Below are 17,489 nucleotides of genomic sequence, written 5' to 3' on the forward strand. Positions count from 1 at the left end.
CCCCTCCTTAACGAAGAATCACTGTGCCTTGATGCCCGCGCGGCGGGCGATCTCGGCCACGCGCGGCGCTTCCTTGGCGATCTCGGCGGCCACGCCCGCGCCGTCCATCGACGTGGGCTCGAAGCCTGCTGCACGCAGTTGCTGCTGCGTGGCCGGGTCCGACACCGCCGACTTCAAGGCGCGCTGCAAGGCATCCTGCACAGGCGCGGGCACGCCACGCGGCGCGAACACCGCGATCCAGGTGTCCATGTCCACGCCGGGATAGCCTGACTCGGCCACGGTCGGCACGTCGGGCAGAGAGCCCACGCGCTTGGCGGTCGTGACGGCAATGGGCTTGACCTTGCCCGCCTTGATCTGCGGGATGGCGGCCACGACGGTGTCGAACAGGATCGGCACCTGCCCGCCGATCAGGTCCGTCATGGCCGGCGAGCTGCCCTTGTAGGGCACGTGCGTCATGGTCGTGCCCGCGGCCTGCTGGAACATCTCGCCCACGAAGTGCGAGGTGGTGCCGATGCCGAACGACGCATACGAGAACTTGTCGCCTTCATTCCTGGCCTGCGCCACCAGGCTCTTCACATCCGAGAAGGTCGTCTTGGGATTGGCCACGATGATCAGCGCGGCGCGGCCCACCATGCCCACGGGCTGGAAGTCCTTGATCGGGTCGTACGGCAGCTTGTCGTAGACCGCCGGGTTGACGGTGAACGTGGTGCCCGAGCTGATCAGCAAGGTGTAGCCATCGGGCGCGGCCTTGGCCACGTACTGCGCCCCCAGGATGGTGCCCGCGCCGGCGCGGTTCTCGACCACGATGGTCTGCTTGAGTTCTTCGCCCAGGCGCTTGGCCAGGATGCGGCCCAGCACGTCGCCCGAGCCGCCCGGCGGAAAGGGCACGACCAGTTGGATGGGCCGCTCGGGATAGCCCGCGGCGGATGCGCTTGCCGCCATTACCGCCGCACCCGCGGCCATGCACGCCAAAATGAACAGCCTGCCCTGTTTGAACATGGTTTTTTCCCCTTGTAGAGACTACTGCTGTTGCTGCTGAAAAATCGCTGCGCCTTGCCCGGGCGTCATCAGGCTTGCGGCAATGCGCCTGCTGCCTTGAAGAACCCGTCAGGACGGCCTCATGCGGACGTCCGCAGACGGGCCGGCGACAATTGAATGGGATCCACGCCTTCGCGAACCAGCTCGTCCGGCAAGGGCTCGTCGAGCACCAGCGCACCGGCCAGGGCCGATACGCCCGCCGCGCTCTGGATGCCATAGCCGCCCTGCGCGGCCAGCCAGAAGAAGCCGGGCTGCGCGTCGTCCAGGCCGATCACCATGTCGCCGTCCGGCACGAAGGAGCGCAGGCCGGCCCACACGTGCGCGGGCCTGCGGATGGACATCGTGGTGGCGGTTTCGATGTGGTAGATGCCGGTGGCCACGTCCAGCTCCTCGGCCACCACGTCGTGCGGCGCCACCGGATCGGCGTTGGCGGGCGAACCGAGCAACTGCCCCGCATCGGGCTTGAAATAAAAGCTTTCGTCGATGCCCACCACGGCGGGCCAGGAACCGATGTCCGCGCCCTGCGGTGCGGCGAAAGTGAAGGCGCTGCGGCGGCACGGCTGCAGGCCGATGGGACGCACGCCGCACAATGCCGCCAGTTCGTCCGCCCAGGCGCCCGCCGCATTCACCAGCAGGCGGGTGCGTATCGTGTCGCCGTTGGCCAGCGTCAGCGTCCAGGCCTCGTCGGCGTAGCGCGCCTGGGCAACGGCGGCGTTGCACTGCAATTGCACGCCGCCACGCCGGGCAGCCGCCAGAAAGCCTTGATGCAGGCCGTGCACGTCGAGATCGCGCGCGTCGCCCTCGAACATCGCGCCGCTGGCCGCGGCCTCGGGACGCAGCACCGGCACCAGGTCGCATGCCTCTTGCGGCGTCAGGCGGCGCACGTTGTCGGCGCGGGCGCTCGCGGCTGCCAAGGCCTCGTCCAGCAGTTCGCCCTGCTCGGCCGTGGCGATGTACAGGCAGCCGCGCGGATGCATCAGCGGCGCGTCGCAGAAACCCTCGGGCGGGTGCTCGTAGAACGTCTTGCTGGCCCGCGTCAACGCCTGGATCTGGTCGGTGCCGTAGGTTTCCATGAACATGGCGGCCGACCGGCCCGTGGAGTGATAGCCCGGCTGCGACTCCCGCTCCAGCAGCAGCACGCGGCAACGGCCCGCCAGGCGATACGCCAGCGAGGCGCCGGCAATGCCCGCCCCGACGATCACGACCTCGTAGTCTTTGCTGTCCATTGCGCGATTTCCCTACTCTAAAATTCTCTTATGTGAGAATTCTCAAATATGAAAAAATGAACGTCAATCGGAAACCTTCAAAAATGCGGCCTGGGGGCTGCATTTAAGGGAAAATCCCGACACGACTTTGTCACCTTGACCATGCCCACCCCACCCGTCCGACCGCCTTCCGACATCCTGGCCGACCGCAAGAGCCTGGGGCTGCGCCTGCGCGCCCTGCGCAAGACGGCCGGACTGACCTTGCAGGAGCTATCCGGCCGCACCGGGGTGGCGCTGTCCACGCTGTCCAAGATGGAGCTGGGCCAGGTCTCGATCAGCTACGAGAAGTTCGCCGCCGTGGCGCGGGCGCTGGACGTGGACATCGGGCAGTTGTTCGGGCCGGGCCAGCGGGCAGCCGCCGGGCGTGCCGAGCCGTTGCATGAGACCTGGGCCGATGCGCCTGGCTATCGCACGGGGCCGTACGACTACAAGCTGCTGGCCGCGCAATATCCCGGGCGGTCGATGACGCCGATGTATGGGCGCATCCTGGCGCGCGACGCGGACGAGTTCGAGGGTTTCGTGCGCCATCCCGGACAGGAGTTCCTGATGGTGCTGTCGGGCGAGGTGGAGATCCGCTTCGAGACCGGCGAATCGATGCGGTTGGCCCCGCATCAGTCGCTGTATTTCGACAGCGGCGTCGGGCATGTGTATCTGTCGTGCAGCGAAACACCCGCCGAGGTGATGGTGGTTATGACGCCGGCGGGTGCGGGTAGCTAGGCGCGAGGCTCAGGCCTCGTCCAGAAACCGCGTCACCGGCTCGATCTGAGCGGGCGTCATCAAGGTCGGGGCATGCCCGACCCCCTCGAACGACACGGCGCGCGCCCGCGGATTGCGCGCCTGCATCTCGGCCAGCGTGGCCGCCGACAGCAGGTCGGATTCGGCCCCGCGCACGATCAGGATGGGGCAATCCACGGCATCGTAGGCCTGCCACAGCAGTTGTTCGCCAGCGGCCAGCACGTCGGGCCCTTGCGCCGCCATCGGCACCGCCAGGCCCAGGTCGTAGTGCTTGACCCAATGCCCATCGCCGCGCTCGCGGTACACGCGCCGCGTGAAGATCTCCCACTGTTCATCCGTGTGCGCACCGAAGGTGGCCGAGCCTTCGCGCACCGCCTGCACGGCCTGCGCGAACGAGGCGTACTCGCCCGGCGCGCCGACGTAGTCGCCGATGCGCTGCAAGGCCTGCGCATCCAGGCGCGGGCCGACGTCGTTCAACACCAGCTTGTCGAAACGGATGGCCCCCGTGGCCGGCAGCGCCTGCGGATGGCCGCCGGTATAGGAACCGTTGAAGCGGATCGTACGCGCCATCGTGGCCGAGCCGGACAGCGCCATGCCGATCAGCCCGCCCATCGACGTGCCCACCCAATACAGCGTCGAGGGCCGCACGCGAGCCAGCAGCGTGACCATGTCGGCCGCGTATTGGGGAATCGTGTAGAAGGCCGGGTTGACCAGCCAGTCCGACGCGCCGCGCCCCACCACGTCGGGACACACCACGCGATAGCGTCCGGCCAGTTGGCGGGCCAACTCGTCGAAGTCGCGGCCGGTGCGCGTCAGGCCGTGTACGCACACCACGACCTGGTCATTGGCGGGATCGCCCCACTCCCAGTAGGCCATGCGATGCAGGCCGGCCGGACTGGCGCAGGTGACGTATTCGAGGCGGGGTTCCAGCATGCTGACGGCTCCGGAGGGGAATGCGATGGGGCTCATCTTATCGCTATGCGATGGATTGCGGCCCGTGGCCATGCCGATGAGGGTGTGGCTAACGCCGAGTATCCGGCCAGAGGCGTGTCAGTGCACATACCGAACCTGCCGGAAACTCTCCCGCACAGAAATTGTGCGGATCAAACCGCCAACGCCTGTCCCAGAAATGCGGTCGCGTTCTCATGAAGCCATGCCCGTTGCACGGCCTCGTCCAGCCCCATCGCCTGAATCTCCTTGACGGACCGCTCGACCGGAATCATCGGATAGCCAGACCCGAAGATGATCTTCTGCTTCAACAGTCCCGCCCCGTAGCAAAGCAGGCCCTCATAGCCCGATCCCGCCTTGGTCAGCAACTTGGGACGCACGGCGCTCAACCCGATCCACAGGTTGTCGTGGCGCCACGCCATGGCCAGCAGCTCGGCGATCCACGGCCAGCCCGGCGGCGACGCGCACACCCGCAATCGGGGAAACGTGGTCAACACGTCATCCAGGGCCAGCGGATGGCCGTAGGCGGCCTTGCTGGACAAGGAAAAGTTCATGCCGCAATGGATGTTCACCGGTACTTTCAGCGCCTCGCAGCGCGCGTACAGCGCCATCAGCTTGGGATCGTTGATCGCGAGCTGATTCTCGAAACCCTGCACGTTCAACCCCTTGAGCCCCAGCCCTAGGATGGCATGATCGAACTCGGCCAGGGCCTGCTCGCCGCGATGCGGATCCACAGCGGCAAAGCCGATGAATCTCGGGCCGTAGGCCTTGCAGAATGCCGCGACAGATTCGTTGGTTACCTTGAAGCCCAGCGTGGTCTGCGCATCGCGCGCCTTCAGGACGACGTGGACGGCCCCCAGATCGTCGTACATCTTGAAGTAGGCCGCCAGGTCGGTGGCGGCGCGGTCGTCCGCGACGGCCTGCTCGCTGCTTTTGTACACCCGGCGGTAATTGCTCATGTGAACGCTGTCCACCTTGAACTCGGGAACCGGCGGACGGCTGGCGAAATCGATCAACATGATGCTCTCCTATCGGGGAAGCAGCACCGCGCTGCGTGCCAGGAACGAAACGCGCGCCGCCTCGCGCTTGCCGAACAGCCGCGTCCCCGGATGGTTGGCCTGCTGCACGGTCACCTCCTTGCCGCTGGCCAGGCGCACACGGTGTTTGACGATGCCGCCCAGGATGAGGTGGTCGATGACGACGCCATCCAGCCGTATCTCGCCATCGGCCCCCGCCGCCGAGTCCGGCGCGTCGAGCCGGATGTTCTCTGGCCGGACCAGCACCATCGTCGGCTTGCCCTGCTGGCAGCCCGGCTTCCCGGTGTGCAGGCTCCAGGTCAATCCCTCGGCCTGCACGTCGACCACTGATCCCTGCACACGCGCCACCTGCGCCTCGAAAAAGTTGCCCTGGCCTATGAAATCGGCGGCGAACACGCTGCGGGGCGAGAAGTACAGCTCGGAAGGCGCTCCGATCTGCTCGATCGCGCCGTTGTTCATCAGGACGATACGGTCGGATAGCGTCAGCGCCTCTTCCTGGTCGTGCGTGACATTGAGCATCGTGATGCCCAGTTCGGCGTGCAACTGCTTGATCTCGAACTGCATCTGCTCGCGCAGCTTCTTGTCCAGCGCACCCAGGGGTTCGTCCATCAGGATCAGCGCGGGGCTGTAGACAATGCATCGCGCCAGGGACACCCGTTGCTGCTGGCCGCCGGACAACTCTTTCGGCTTGCGCGCGGCCACGTTGGGCAGGCGCACCAGCTCCAGCACCTCCTGCACCTTGCGGCGGATCTCCGCCTCGGCCATCCGCCGGACCCGCAGCGGGAAGGCGATGTTCTCGAACACGGTCATGTGGGGCATGAGCGCATAGTTCTGGAACACCATGCCCAGGGATCGCTCGCCGGGCGACAGGCTGGCCGTGTCCTTGCCATCGATCAGCAGCCTGCCCCCGCTGGGTTTGATCAGGCCGGCGATCAGGTTGAGCAGCGTCGTCTTGCCTGATCCGCTGGGACCGAGCAGTGTCAGGAACTCGCCGCGCTCGATGCAAAGATCGATGGAACTGAGCGCATCGGTGTTGCCGTAGCGCTTGCTGATGTCGATGAACTCTACCATTGCCATAGCGTCTCTCGCCTATTCTGTACGGTGCCCGCAGCCGCGGCTATCGAAGGAATTTGTGTACGACTGTCGCGGCGTTGTGACCGGGAACGCCCGTCACGCCGCCGCCCGGATGCGTGGAGGCGCCGCACAGGAACAAGCCCTTGATGGGCGTGCGGTAGTCCGCAAAACCCGGCACGGGACGCCTGAAGAAAATCTGGTCGGCGCTCAACTCGCCGTGGTGGACGTGACCGCCGGGCAGCGAGAACTTCTGCTCCAGGTCGGGCGCCACCAGGATCTGGCCGTGCGCGACCAGGCCTCGTATACCCGGCGCGTGCCGCTCCAGAACGTCCAGGGTTATCTCGTACAGGGCATCGCGGTCGGCCTGCGTCCAGTCACCGCCCCGCAGCCGGTAAGGCGCGTGCGTGCCAAAGACACTGACGACGTGGTGGCCGGCTGGTGCCAGGGTATCGTCCAGCGCCGAGGGCGTCAGCACGGCCAGGCAGGGTTCCTTTGCGTATTCGCCGTACTTGGAACCATCGAAGGCACGCTCGATATAGTCGACGCTCGGCCCGATCTTTACCAACGCGGGATACGGGAAACCCATGCGTTCGGGATCGAACAGCCTGAACTTCGGCAACCCGGTCAACGCAAGATGAATCTTGTAGGCCGTCGAGCGGTCCCGGATGTGTTCCACCTCGTGCACGAATGCTGGCGCCAACGTGGTCCGCGGCAGCAGTTGAAGAAACGTGATCTTCGCGGGTGCGTTGCTGATGACCGCCTTGGCGTGCAGCGTTTCGCCGTTGTCCAGCCGCACGCCCGTCGCCCGGCCGCCTTCCATCAGGATCTCCTGCACCTTGGCATGGCATCGAACCTGCATGCCATGTTGCGCACCCGAGCGCATGATGGCTTGCGAGATCGAACCCATGCCGCCACGAATGACGCCGCCTCCCCCAGCCGGCGTCGTATTTTCTCGCAGGAAGCCGCGCAGCAGGATGTAGGCGGAACCGGGGGTCTTCATGCTCATGACACCGCCGGCGGCGGCGGAATAGAAGCCCAGAACGGCCTTGACGTCTTCCGACTCGAACCAGCGGCCGAGAAAGTCATAGGCACTCAGCGTCATCAGCGCGTAGATGCCCTGGAGCTGGTCCAGCATCGACCGGTTCTTCCAGCCGAACGACACCAGTTCCAGCAGCTTGCTCAGCGAGTCCGCCTTCGGATCGATCGGCACTTGCCAGAGCAGCTTGCGCACCTCGTCGGCGGCCGCGCGCATGAAGACGACGTAGCGGTCATACGCCTTGGCGTCGTTCGCGGAGAATCGCTCGAACTCCTGTCTCAGCCGATCGGCATCGGTGTGGAACGTGAATGCCTCGTCGCGCTCCAGCGGCTGGAAGGTCGGCGTAAGCGGAATCACCTCCAGGCCATGCCGCTGCAATTCGAGATCCAGCATGACCTTGGGCTGCAGCAGCCCCATGAGATAGGACGCCGTGGAAAAGCGATAGCCGGGCCAGAGTTCCTCCGTCACCACGGCCCCGCCCACCTGTTCCTTGGCCTCCAGCACGCACACCGAGTGCCCCGCACGGGCGAGGTATGCCCCGCAGACCAGCCCGTTGTGGCCACCGCCGATGATCAACGCATCAAGCTTCGCCATGGCCCGCCCCTTTCGTCTTCGATTCGAGCCAGGCGTTCTCCTGGCGGTCATAGGTCGGTTCGTCGAGGCCCGCTGCGCGCTCCCTGAGCGTGCCCTTGGCGATCTTCAGCGATGCCGTCTTGGGCAATGCATCGATGAACGAGTAGTAGCGAGGCACCTTGAACTTCGCCAGGCTGGCCTGGCAACCGGCGATGATGCTGTCCAGCGTCCCCGCATCCGGCGACACCCCGGCTGCGAGCACGATGAAGGCCTTGACCTCCTCGCCCCGGATCGGATCCGGCACAGGCACCGCGGCCGACTCCCTCACCTGGGCGATCCCATTGAGGACGGCCTCCACTTCGCGCGCGGCGATGTTCTCGGCGCTGCGACGGATCATGTCCTTGTACCGCCCCTGGATGTAGAAATGCCCCTGCTCATCCTGCCGGAAGGCGTCTCCGGTCTTGAACCAGTCGCCCAGGAAGGCATCGGCCGTGGCCTGCTCGTTCTTGTAATAGCCAAGCATGATGCCCCGGCCACGGATGCAAAGCTCGCCCACGACGCCAACGGGCACGTCGTTGCCCTGCTCGTCGATGATCCGGCACTCCCTGAAGGGCGAAGGCACGCCGCACGAACCCGATCCGACCATCCCGGTCGACTCCAGGGGCATGAACATGGCGGGCCCGACTTCCGTCATGCCGAAGGCCTCTCGCGCCACGACGTCGAACCGCTGCTCGATCTTCGCGTGCAGCTCGCGAGGCACGCCGTACACGTTCGCACGAACCAGCGCATTGGCGCCATCGTCGGGATGCTCGGGTTGCTTGTAGACCAGGTAAGGCAGCAGGCAGAAGTTGATCCGGAATTCGCGGACCCATTGCATGAAGCGAGTCGCGCTCTGCCGGTTGGCGACGAACAGCGTGCCTCGCTGGTACAGGGTCATGACCAGCAGCCATTGGGGATCCATGTAGTAGAAAGGCGTTGGCGCCAGCAGGTGGCCGAATTGGCGGGCATCACGGAACGCGTTGGCCTTTCCACTGACCAGCCAGTACTCCTGCGTCAGCATGCACCCCTTCGGAAAACCCGTCGTGCCCGAGGTGTACTGGATGTTCAACAGGTCGGACGACAGCACGCCATCGACATCCAGATCCACCGCCCTGGCATTCGCCAGCGACTGCCAATTCACAAAGCCCCGGCCTTGCTGACCATCGACGATCACCTTCTCCCTGGCCAGCTTGCAGTCCTCGGTATCGAGATAAGCGTCGATCAGATCGACCAGGCTGTCGTGCGCGACGAGATACTCGGCGTCGCTGTTGCCCAGCACGTAAGCCAACTCGCGCTGCGTATAGCTGATGTTGACCGGCACCATGACCGCGCCGATGGTCGCCAATGCCAGCCACGTCAGAGGCATCGCAGGCACGTTGGGCATCATGACGGCCACGTGGGTGCCCTTTCTTACTCCAGCGCCAAGCAGCCCCGCCGCCAGACGCTCGACCTGCGCCAGGCAATCCGCGTAGGAGATCGTCTGCTCGATCTCGAAGAAATTCCACAGCGTCTTGTCGCCGGAATCCCGTGCCGCCGCCGTCAGCAGGGCATGCAGGTTCCGTGGCAATGCCTCGGCCTCGATCTTTCGACGACGTTCCGCGACTGGCGGCATCTGGACTGCGAGGGTTTCGTGATAGGCCATGTCAGTTCTGCGATTTAGGTTGTTTTTCCTGCAATGCCACGATGCCGAGGCAGAAGACCAGGGATGCCATCGTCAACAAGCTGGAGATTGCCGTCAGCACGGGGGATACCTCCCAGCGCAAGGCGCTGTACATGCGCACGGGCAGCGTGGTGGTCTCCGGTCCCGTGATGAAGTAGGCGATCACCACCTCGTCGAACGAGATGAGGAAGGCGAAGAGCAGCCCCACCAGGATGGAGGTCTTGATCTGCGGCACGACCACCAGAAAGAAGGTGCGCAGCGGCCCTGCCCCCATCAGCATCGACACCGCCTCGAGGGCCGGATCGGTATGCTTCAGCCCCGCCGTGATGGAGATGAACATGAACGGCATCACCAGCGTGCTGTGGGACAACACCAATCCCGCAAGCGTGTTGTCCAGGTGGAAGGACGAGAAGAAGATATAGACCCCCAGCCCCAGCGACACGACGGGAATCAGCATCGGGCTGATGAAGAACAATTCGATGGCCTTGTTTCCCCGCACCTTGCTGCGAGCCAGCGCGTAGCTGGCAGGAAGGGTGACGAACAACGCCAAGGCGGCGGTCAGCGCCGCGACGAGCAGGCTCTTGATTGCCGGCTGCCACCAGGCAGGATCGGCGAAGAACTGCTCGTACAGCGAGAACGAGATATCGCGGGGCGGGAACGTGATCTCTTGCCCGCCGCTGAGCGACGCCGCCACGATGATGGCGATCGGCCCGACCAGGAACAGGTACCCTATTGCCGCGACAAGCCCCGGAATGGAAGCGGCCAGTCTGCAGACCAGACGAAGAACGGGATTGGACGTCATGCCGCCGCCTCCATTCGGTTGGACTTTCCTTGAACCTTCAGCAACAGCAGGATGAATCCGCCGGAAATGACCAGCAGCATCATGGCGATGGCCGAGGCGCCTTCCCAATCCAGGATCTGGCGGGTATAGAGATCAACAAGGTTGGCCATCATCATGTCCTGCCTGCCGCCCAGCAATGCGGGCGTGACGAACATGCCCAGGGACAGCGTCATCCCCATCAAGGCCGCCGCCATCACGCCTGGCAGGCTCAGCGGCAAGGTGACTCGCCAGAAGATCCGGATCGGACCCGCTCCCATCAGCCTGGCCGCGCGGGCCAGCACGGGGTCGATCGCCATCAGACTCGCCAGGATGGGAAATACCGTGAACGGCAGCAGGTAATTGATCATGCCCACGATCACGCCCGTGCGGTTGAACAGCATCGACGTTCGCGCCCCCTCGCCGAAGATCGAAACCAGCAAGCCGTTGACCAACCCTTGGTCCCCCAGCAGCACCGTCAGCGAGAAACTCTTGACCAGCACACTGGTCCAGAGCGGCAGCATCACCATCGTCAGACAGACGAGGCGCCTGCCGTTCGTCTGCCGCGCGATATGCGCAGCCAGGCAATAGCCGACGACCGTGCTCAACACCGTGGCCACGCAGGACACCAGCAAGGTGTTTCCCAGCACGCGGGCGAACAAGGGCGTATCGAAAAGCGCCTTGTAGGCATCCAGCGTGAAGCCGCCGGAGTAGAAACTGCGCCACGCCACGACGAGCAGTGGATAGACGAAGAAAATGAACAGAAGCAGGCACGCAGGCGTCAACAGCAACGCCGCCTGGCGCCTGCCAAGTACGCTGGTCATGGTCATGCACCCAAGAATGAGACCGGCACCCGCGGCACGCGCGGGCGCGAAAAGGACGAAGCTGCCTCAGACGAGCAACCAGCCCGTGAAGCGCTTCTGCAGCTTCTCGAAGTTGTCCGCCCACCATGCATCGTTGATGATGATGTTGTTCGGATTCTTCATGTCGGGCAGGTAGCGCTTGGTGGCATCGGCCACCTGCGCTTGTGCCGCCTTGGCATTCGGAGAGAAGAACATCCGGTTGGAGAACTCGGCTTGCCGGTCGGGCCGCAGGACGAACGCCAGATAGCGCATGGCCGCCTCGCGGTTCTTGGTGTATTTCGGCACAGCCAGGTACTCGACGGCGTTCACCGTCTGGGTCAGCGGTATGTCGATCGAATTGCCGGCCTGTTGCGAAGGAATCACCCGCGTGACGAAGCTGTACGAGAAGTCCACCTCGTTGTTCAGGACCAGCGAGATCGTCTCGGGCGTGGTCTCCGTCCATTTCCGGACGTGCGGCTTGATGCGCTCCAACGCCTTGAAGGCGCGCTCGACGTCGAGCGGGTAGAGATCAGCCGGTGCCACGCCATCGGCGACCAGGGCGATCTCGAGCATCTCACTGACGCGCGGGCGCAGCGCTCGCCGGCCGGGAAAGCGCTCGACATCCCAGAACTCCTTGAAATTGGTGGGATGCTTGCCCTCGGGGGTGCGCTTCGGATCGAACGCGATACCCGCGCCGAACAGGAAGGTGCCGATATGGTCGGCCCCGCCCGGCACGATGAGATCGGACGTATCGACGATGGACTTGTCGAGGGGCTCCCACATCTCGTCCTTCGAGCCCGACAGGATATGCGGCCCGATACTGTCGAATACATCCCACGAGACATTCTTGTTGCGCACCTGGACCTTCAGCTTGGTCAGGTCGGCATTGTTGATCAGGTTGACGGCGATGCCGGTCTCTTTCGTGAAAGGCTCGGCGAACACCGCCCTGACCGACTTTTCGTAGTCTCCGCCCCAGCACGTCACCGTGATGGACTGCGCGGCACCGGCCCTGGAGGACCAGCCCGCCAATCCGGCCAACGGCAGTGCCGCGCCCGCCTTGAGAATGGCACGCCGAGACATCTGATGCGTGGCCGCTGCGTGCTGCTCTTTCTTGATAGCCATCGTTGTTCCCCTTGCTTATTGGTGAATGGTGGGTCTGCGGGACTTAATGCGCGATCCAGATCGACTTCCAATCGGTGTACTTGTCGAACGCGTGCAGCGACTTGTCGCGGCCGAAGCCGGACTGCTTGAAGCCACCAAACGGCGCAGCCATGCTGCCCCGGTCAAAGCAGTTGACCCAGACGACGCCGGCGCGCAAGGCCCGCGAGGCATGCATGGCGCTTTTCACGTTGTCGGTCCAGATGCCAGCGGCCAGGCCATACTGCGTGTTGTTGGCCACTGCGATGGCTTCCTCCAACCCGTTGACCGTGATGGCGGAAAGCACCGGTCCGAAGATTTCTTCCTGTGCAATGCGCATCCCGGGCAGCACGTCGCCAAAGACGGTCGGCGCAACGAAGTAGCCGCCGCTTTCCTGGCGAACGCGCTGGCCGCCGACCAACAGCTTGGCTCCCTCCTGCCGGCCGGCCTCGACATAGCCCAGGACGGATTCCAGCTGCTGCGCACTGACGATGGCGCCCAGCCGCGTGGCGGGATCCAGCGGGTCGCCGGCGCTGAGCTTGCTCGCGTGCTCGACGACTTTCTCGAGAAATTTCTCGCGGACCGCCTTGTCGACGATCAGGCGGGAACCCGCATTGCACACCTGCCCTGCGTTGCCGAAGATGCCCGACGCGACGGCTTGAGCAGCGGCGTCCAGGTCGCTGCAATCGGCCATCACGATATGAGGGCTCTTGCCGCCGAGCTCCAACCCCACGCGCTTGATGTTGGACTGGCCCGCGTACTGCATGAACAGCTTGCCCACGGCGGTGGAGCCCGTGAACGCAACGGCATCCACATCCATGTGCAGTCCCAACGCCTTGCCGGCCGTCTCGCCAAAGCCAGGCACGACGTTCAGCACGCCCTTCGGCATGCCTGCATCGGTCGCCAGTTGCGCGATGCGCAGGGCGGTCAGCGGAGACTGCTCCGCGGGCTTGAGCACCACCGAATTGCCGGAGGCCAGTGCCGGCCCGAGTTTCCAGCAGGCCATCGACAGCGGATAGTTCCAGGGCACGACGGCCGCGATCACGCCGAGGGCTTCGCGGATCACCATGGTGGTCATCCCGTGGCCCGACGGCGCGACTTCGCCATAGACCTTGTCGATCGCCTCGGCATACCACTGGATCGTGGTTGCCGCGCTGACGATGTCGCCGTTGAAGGCATTGGTGATCGGCTTGCCGACGTTCAGGCTCTCGAGCAAGGCCAGTTCTTCGCGGTGCTCGAGGATCAACGCCGAGAAGCGAGCCATGATCTTCTTGCGATCCAGCGGCGCCATGCGCGACCACTCGCCCCGCTCGAAGGCGCGCCTGGCGGCCGCGACGGCGGCATCGACATCGGCGGCCTTGCACGAAGCGATGTCGGCGATCTTCGCTCCGGTTGCCGGATTGATGCAGTCGAAAGTCTCGCCCGCGATCGCGGCCACGTACGCGCCATCGATATAGGCGCGTCCCTCGATACGCAGTGCTTCAGCTCGTCGATGCCAGTCGATCAGATCGGACATGTTTTCCCTTGCGCCATAGGCGTGTCATGAAATTGTTAGGGAAAGTCTAGGGTTGCCCCTCCATGACGTCTATTAGTATTTTGTTGGCCCGGAACAAAATTTTTTTTATACAGTGATAACCCTATGCTGAGCCTGCGCTACCTCTCCGCAGTGCGTGCGGTCATTCGAACAGGGTCCATCGCATCCGCCGCGAAGATGCTCCATCTGACACAACCGGCGGTAACCAAGTCGATCCAACTGGCGGAGGAGGAACTCGGGATCAAGCTCTTCGCCAGAGTGAAGGGCCGGCTGCTGCCGACAGAGGAATCCTCGTTTCTCTATCCCGAGATCGAACGCATCTTCGGCGACATCGTTCACCTGCAGAATCTGGCTGCCGAGGTACGCCATGGGCATGCGGGCAGAATCCTGCTGTCGACCGTCTCGAACCTGTCCACGTCGATCGTCAGCGGCGCCATCACCCGTTTCAGGCTGCGCCACCCCAACGTGCGTTTCGATGTGGAAGTGCACAGCACGAAGCTGGTGCTGGAGCAGGTCAGAATCGGCCAGGTGGGTTTGGGCGTGCTGGACCTGTGCCCGAAGGATGCGGTCGCCGACACGATGGACCTGTGCGAAGTTCCAGTGGGTTGCGTCATGCAGAAAGACCACGCCTTGGCGGCGCTTCCGAGAGTCCGGCCGCAAGACCTGACCGACGTGCCGATACTGATGTTCCCCGAAGCCACCACCATTCACGGCCTGGTCAAGGACGCGTTCCGGCAAGCGGCGATTCCACTGGACATCGCGCTGACGGTGAACCACTCGTATACGGCGTGTTCGCTGATCGACCAGGGCAACGGGGTGGGCGTGATCGATCCGTTCCATCTGCACACCGGATCTTTTCCTGGATTGGTCTTCAGGCCCTTCGAGCCGCAGATCACCCTGCGGCCGACCGTGGTGATGACGGAAGGCCGGCTACCCTCCTTGATCACCCGGGAATTCATCGACGAGTTGAGACGGACGACGGCGGAACTGTTCGCGTGAACGGCTTGGGCAGCATCGCAATCGGATGACTGGCTTGGCATCTGGAGCGTTCCGGGAATTGTTCCTTGCCCAGAAGTCCTAGGGCGATGGCAATGCCGCATGCCAGTACCGCCGCGCGATATCTCGGTGGGCCTGGACGAGCAAGCCTTGCGCTGTCGACCGCACGATCACGGCCCCTTGCAGATCCGTCCGCCACAACGGCGACCCCGCCGCCCGCCACCGCGCCATCACCGCCCCCGAAGGATGGCGGAAGCGGTTCAGGTATCCCGCCTGCACGATGACGTGCGCGCCGCCCGCCGCCTTCACCAACGCCGCTCCCGACGAGGTCGCCGACCCGTGATGCGGGGCCGCGACCACGTCCACCGCGGGCACATCGCGCGCATAGACCGCTTCCTGAGCGGTTCCCGCATCTCCGGGCAGCAACGCGGAATGCAGGCTGCCTTCCACCAGCAACACACAACTGCGCGCGTTGTCGTCGCCATCCTTCGCGCCCTTGCGTACGTGGCCCGGCGGCGGGTGCAGGAAACGGAACGTGACGCCGTCGGCTTGCCACTGCATGCCCGTTTCGCAACCATGCATGCTCGCAGGCATTGCAGGCGCATCCTCCGGGCGCTCCTGCCGCAGCGCCGCCTCGCGCCGCAGATGCGCGGCGACGTCGAACGAGGCATACGACGTACCGACAGGCATGGCCCTCAGCAGACTGCCCAGCCCGCCGGCATGGTCCAGGTCTGCATGCGATACGACCAAAGTATCCAAGGCACGGATGCCGCGCGCATGCAGATACGGAACCAGCACGCGCTCACCCGCGTCGGTGCCGTCATACCGACGCGGGCCCGTGTCGTACACCAGCACCTGCGTGGCCGTCTCGATGACGAGGGCGCTGCCCTGCCCCACGTCCAGCGCCGTCATGCGCCATTCGCCCGGTGGCGGCCGATCGGGCCGCCAGCACAGCAGCGGCAGCGCGAAGACCCAGCCCAGAGGCCGCAACGGCCAGCCTCGCACCTGCATGGCCCACACGCAACCCGCCAGCGCCAGGATCATCAACGGCCAGGGCGCCGCCGCCACGTCCACGGCGGCCCACGACGTCTTGGCGATCCACGTCAACGGCACCATGGACGCATCGAACAGGACATGTCCCAACCACCCCGCCAGCCATGCCACGGGCTGTGTCCCAGGCACCGCGGCGAATGCGCCGCACAGCATCGCCAGCGGCGTGACCACCGAGCCGATCAAGGGTACGGCAATCGCATTGGCCAACGGAGAAGCCAGCGACACCTGCAGAACCAGGAAGGCCAGCAACGGGGTCAGCGCCAGCGTGATCGCGCCCTGCACGCGGACGAACTCGCGCACGATGCCGCGCACGCGCTCGCGGATGCCGTTGGGCGGCCGGGACTGCCGCTCGGCCACGCGCATCAGGATGGCCACCGCGCCGTACGACAGCCAGAAGCCAGGCGACAGCAAGGCCCACGGATCCAACGCGACCACCCCGGCACCCGCCAGGATCAGGATGCGCGACGCGCCCAAGGGCAACCGCGACCAGCCCGCCAGCGCCACGACCGCCAGCATGAAGAAGGTGCGGCGCGCGGGAATGCCCCAGCCGGCCAGCAGGCAATAGCCCAGCGCGATGCACAGCGCCAGGATGCTGCCCGCCAATTGGGCCGGCAGATGCTCGCCCAGGCCGGCGCCACGCCAGCGCGCCCGCCGCCACAGCCACGCGCCCAGCAGGCTGCTGTAGGCCGCCAGCATGGTGATGTGCATGCCGCTGATGCCGATCAGATGAGTGAGGCCCGCACGATTGAAGATCTCCCAGTCCGTGCGCGCCACGCCGGCCTGGTCGCCGATGGCCAGTGCGATCAGCACGGGCGCATAGCGCTGCCCTTCCAGCACCTGCCGCATGCCGTCTCGGATGCGGTAGCGCAGGCGCTCGATGACCACGCCGGCAGAGGCCCACGGCTGTTCCTCGACCAGCACGGGTTTGCCGCGCACGGTGCCCACGGCGCGCACGCCTTCGGCGAAATCGCGCAGTTCGGCATCCCAGGCGTGCGGATTGGCGGGGCCGTAGGGCCGGCGCAGCACCAGGGCCATGCGCCAGCGCTGGCCGGGCCGCACGTCGGGCAGCCGATCGACTTCGCCGGGGCGGGCCCGCCACGAGACGCGGATGCGGGACGGAATGCCGTCGGGGCGCTCGCCGTCCACCTGCGCGGTGAATCGTCGTTGGCCTTCATCGTCCTGCGGCAGGCTGACGACCTGCACGGTGAGCCGCGTGACGTAGTCATGATGACGCTCGGCCAGCTCGTCGGCCAGGCGCGCCTGGGCCTGCAGGCCGGTATTGGCGATACCGCCCAGCATGCCGGCAATGGCGATGCAGGCGTAGCGCGGCACGGGCCTGGCCCACTGCACGCGTGCAGCCGCCAAGCCAGCAAACAACGCCCCTGCCACGGCCGCCCACAGCCACGGCAACCCGGGCAGACGAGCCTGGGTGTGAATGGCTGCGCTGCCCAGCATGAACGCGAGGAGGAAGAGACGGCCGGCGATGGGAAGCTCCGAAAGCCAGGCAGCTTATCCAATCCGGGTCGTGTGCGGGCCAGGGGGGATGACACGAATGTCCCTCAATGCACGGGACCCTTGAGCGCCATTCATGGCACGGATTGCAGGCAGCGCCCTTCATTCCGCGCCGCCGCCCATCAGCAAACCTAGTTCGCCCTCACGCCCAACAATGCCACAGACGAACTCAATGAGAGTCAAACCACCGATT

14 protein-coding genes are annotated in these 17,489 nt (G+C 65.1%); 2 read left to right on the forward strand and 12 right to left on the reverse strand.

The features are described 5' to 3' along the window. Positions 1-18: 18 nt before the first annotated feature. Both A7W11_RS16460 and A7W11_RS16465 read right to left on the reverse strand, forming a co-directional pair. Positions 19-999: a Bug family tripartite tricarboxylate transporter substrate binding protein gene (locus tag A7W11_RS16460; protein ID WP_066415287.1), complete on the reverse strand. Its 981-nt coding sequence runs from the start codon at positions 997-999 to the stop codon at positions 19-21. 119 nt (positions 1,000-1,118) lie between these two features. Further along, positions 1,119-2,264, reverse strand: a complete 1,146-nt coding sequence (locus A7W11_RS16465; RefSeq protein WP_066415290.1) for an NAD(P)/FAD-dependent oxidoreductase — start codon at positions 2,262-2,264, stop codon at positions 1,119-1,121. A 141-nt stretch (positions 2,265-2,405) separates the two neighbouring features. Here A7W11_RS16465 and A7W11_RS16470 point away from each other — a divergent pair, with 141 nt between their 5' ends. Then, positions 2,406-3,020 (forward strand): helix-turn-helix domain-containing protein, encoded by a 615-nt coding sequence (locus A7W11_RS16470; protein ID WP_066415293.1) that lies wholly within the window; start codon positions 2,406-2,408, stop codon positions 3,018-3,020. A gap of 9 nt (positions 3,021-3,029) precedes the next feature. Here the strand turns inward: A7W11_RS16470 and A7W11_RS16475 are convergent, their stop codons facing one another. From A7W11_RS16475 to A7W11_RS16515, 9 genes are all read right to left on the reverse strand, one after another. Then, positions 3,030-3,971, reverse strand: a complete 942-nt coding sequence (locus tag A7W11_RS16475; RefSeq protein WP_082887294.1) for an alpha/beta fold hydrolase — start codon at positions 3,969-3,971, stop codon at positions 3,030-3,032. Between the two features lie 170 nt (positions 3,972-4,141). Beyond that, positions 4,142-5,005, reverse strand: coding sequence for an amidohydrolase family protein (locus A7W11_RS16480; protein WP_066415297.1), 864 nt, complete (start codon positions 5,003-5,005; stop codon positions 4,142-4,144). Between the two features lie 9 nt (positions 5,006-5,014). After that, positions 5,015-6,100, reverse strand: coding sequence for an ABC transporter ATP-binding protein (locus A7W11_RS16485; protein ID WP_082887295.1), 1,086 nt, complete (start codon positions 6,098-6,100; stop codon positions 5,015-5,017). 40 nt (positions 6,101-6,140) lie between these two features. Beyond that, positions 6,141-7,778: a phytoene desaturase family protein gene (locus A7W11_RS16490; protein ID WP_235816894.1), complete on the reverse strand. Its 1,638-nt coding sequence runs from the start codon at positions 7,776-7,778 to the stop codon at positions 6,141-6,143. Further along, positions 7,714-9,387: a class I adenylate-forming enzyme family protein gene (locus A7W11_RS16495; RefSeq protein ID WP_082887296.1), complete on the reverse strand. Its 1,674-nt coding sequence runs from the start codon at positions 9,385-9,387 to the stop codon at positions 7,714-7,716. Before A7W11_RS16495 ends, A7W11_RS16490 begins: the two co-directional genes overlap by 65 nt. 1 nt (position 9,388) lies before the next feature. Further along, positions 9,389-10,207, reverse strand: a complete 819-nt coding sequence (locus A7W11_RS16500; RefSeq protein WP_066415305.1) for an ABC transporter permease — start codon at positions 10,205-10,207, stop codon at positions 9,389-9,391. Beyond that, complete coding sequence (locus A7W11_RS16505) at positions 10,204-11,046, reverse strand: ABC transporter permease (protein WP_066416143.1); 843 nt, start codon at positions 11,044-11,046, stop codon at positions 10,204-10,206. Before A7W11_RS16505 ends, A7W11_RS16500 begins: the two co-directional genes overlap by 4 nt. Positions 11,047-11,112: 66 nt before the next feature. After that, entirely contained in the window at positions 11,113-12,186 is a 1,074-nt protein-coding gene (locus tag A7W11_RS16510) for an ABC transporter substrate-binding protein (RefSeq protein WP_066415307.1), read from the reverse strand. Positions 12,187-12,229: 43 nt separating this feature from the next. Further along, a complete protein-coding gene (locus A7W11_RS16515) occupies positions 12,230-13,717 on the reverse strand; it encodes an aldehyde dehydrogenase (protein WP_066415310.1) in 1,488 nt (495 codons plus the stop codon). A gap of 123 nt (positions 13,718-13,840) precedes the next feature. On the opposite strand from A7W11_RS16515, the gene A7W11_RS16520 reads away from it, so the two are divergent. Then, entirely contained in the window at positions 13,841-14,734 is an 894-nt protein-coding gene (locus tag A7W11_RS16520) for a LysR family transcriptional regulator (protein ID WP_066415313.1), read from the forward strand. A 78-nt stretch (positions 14,735-14,812) separates the two neighbouring features. Here the strand turns inward: A7W11_RS16520 and A7W11_RS16525 are convergent, their stop codons facing one another. Continuing rightward, entirely contained in the window at positions 14,813-17,239 is a 2,427-nt protein-coding gene (locus A7W11_RS16525) for a DNA internalization-related competence protein ComEC/Rec2 (RefSeq protein WP_066415316.1), read from the reverse strand. Positions 17,240-17,489: the final 250 nt, after the last annotated feature.

The organism is Bordetella ansorpii, from assembly GCF_900078315.1.
In the GTDB taxonomy this organism is placed as follows: Bacteria; Pseudomonadota; Gammaproteobacteria; order Burkholderiales; family Burkholderiaceae_B; genus Bordetella; species Bordetella ansorpii.